2 protein-coding genes are annotated in these 1,711 nt (G+C 40.2%); both read left to right on the forward strand.

Features of this window, described 5'->3' with window-relative positions:
- On the forward strand, nucleotides 1-277 hold a 277-nt coding region (locus DB41_RS10220), incomplete at its 5' end, for a leucine-rich repeat domain-containing protein (RefSeq protein ID WP_039386975.1).
- Between the two features lie 538 nt (nucleotides 278-815).
- Nucleotides 816-1,711 (forward strand): leucine-rich repeat domain-containing protein (locus tag DB41_RS11025; RefSeq protein ID WP_202965128.1); only part of this gene is annotated, 896 nt, incomplete at its 3' end.

Below are 1,711 nucleotides of genomic sequence, written 5' to 3' on the forward strand. Positions count from 1 at the left end.
ATGGCTTTACTTAAATCAAAACCAGCTCGCCAGTCTTCCTGCAGAAATAGCTCAATTGTCTCAGTTGCAAGTGCTTGAGTTAAATCAAAGCCAGCTCACCAGCCTTCCTGCAGAAATCGGGCGGCTGTCTCAACTACGAGTGCTTAAATTAGACCAAAACCAGCTAACCACACTTCCTACAGAAATCGGGCAGCTGCCTCAGCTGCAAACGCTTGAATTAGCGGAAAATCCTTTGAAAGATATCGACGAAAAAATAAGGCAGCGTTTTCAATTGTAGAATGGCCGTAAGTACTTTTTAATTTGGGGAGGGCTTAAATGAAATAAAAAACTTTTAGCCATCTCATCTTTAAACAAGTAATCGGTTTTTCCTTCCGGCAAATAAGCAAGCTTAAACTAACCTACACATTTGTAACGACAAGAAGTTTTTCTCTTTTTCTGTAGAGTGTTATGGCTGGGAGGACAACTTTTCTTGACAGGAAGAAGCTAGGCGTATTGTATTACATCATGCGGTAGAAGAATTAAGACAAGGCGCCAAAAAGAGCCGTTTTTCTCAAATAAGGCAAAGAATCAATCTCATTCTTTTAACCAAACCAAAATTGCCGCTTCACTTAATCGCCAAAACCTGTGGCTGCTTCTGAATGTTTGGAAGGTCTCCCCCCTTTCCGTGAATCTATCTGAAAAAAAAGCGAGGTAGATTATCTGTGAGTTGTTTTTCATTGATAAGGATACGAATTCGTTTGACTTGCTTTTTTAATTTTTTATATTGTCTTTAAAAATGAAAATGCTGAAAAATTATCACTACCCAAGGAAATAAAATGCATCCTATCTCTTCGGCATCTATTGAAAGCTTGCCCAATGAATTGCTGCTCCCTATCCTAGAGGCTTGCGCAGTTCCTTCCTTATTTAGCGTCTGTAAAAGATGGCATCATCTGCTGGCTACTGAAGTCATGCCTTTTCTTTATAAGCAAATAGGTAAAGTGCATGTTCCTCAAGGAAATGCTAAGGAGCGGGCTCTTATTGTAGATAGGATTTATAAGCTAGAAGAAAAGCTTTCTGAAACAGTAAAGGTAAATGCAATCTTTAGGCAAATCTTTACTTTAGCCAAGTCTCTTTCAACTTTAGAATTTAAAGAAAAAACAGAAGAAAAAAGAGGCTTAACTCTGGCTAATTACTCTTCTTATCTCTTAAATATTAATCGTCTTTTACTTTGGAAAAAACTTCCTGGCGGGGAAGAATACTTGAGCCGAGAAGAAATTAAGCACTTGCCTCTAGAAAAAAAAGGAGAGCTTCTTAGAGAGTGGATTGAAGAAAATTGTAAAAACATTACGACTTTGGATTTATCTGGAGTAGGCTTGACTTGTTTACCTTCAGAAATAGGCCAATTGTCACAGCTGATACGGCTTTACTTAAGCCAAAACCAGCTCACCGCTCTGCCTACAGAAATCTGGCAGCCGCCTCAGCTGCAAGAGCTTTACTTAAATCAAAACCAGCTCACCAGCCTTCCTGTAGAAATTGGGCAGCTGTCTCAGCTGCAAACGCTTGACTTAAATCGAAACCAGCTCACCAGTCTTCCTGCAGAAGTAGGACGGCTGGATCAGCTACAATGGCTTTACTTAAGCCAAAACCAGCTCACCGCTCTGCCTACAGAAATAGGCCAATTGTCTCAGCTGCAAGGGCTTTACTTAAATCAAAACCAGCTCACCGCTCTGCC

Source organism: Neochlamydia sp. TUME1 (assembly GCF_000813645.1).
Taxonomy (GTDB): domain Bacteria; phylum Chlamydiota; class Chlamydiia; order Chlamydiales; family Parachlamydiaceae; genus Neochlamydia.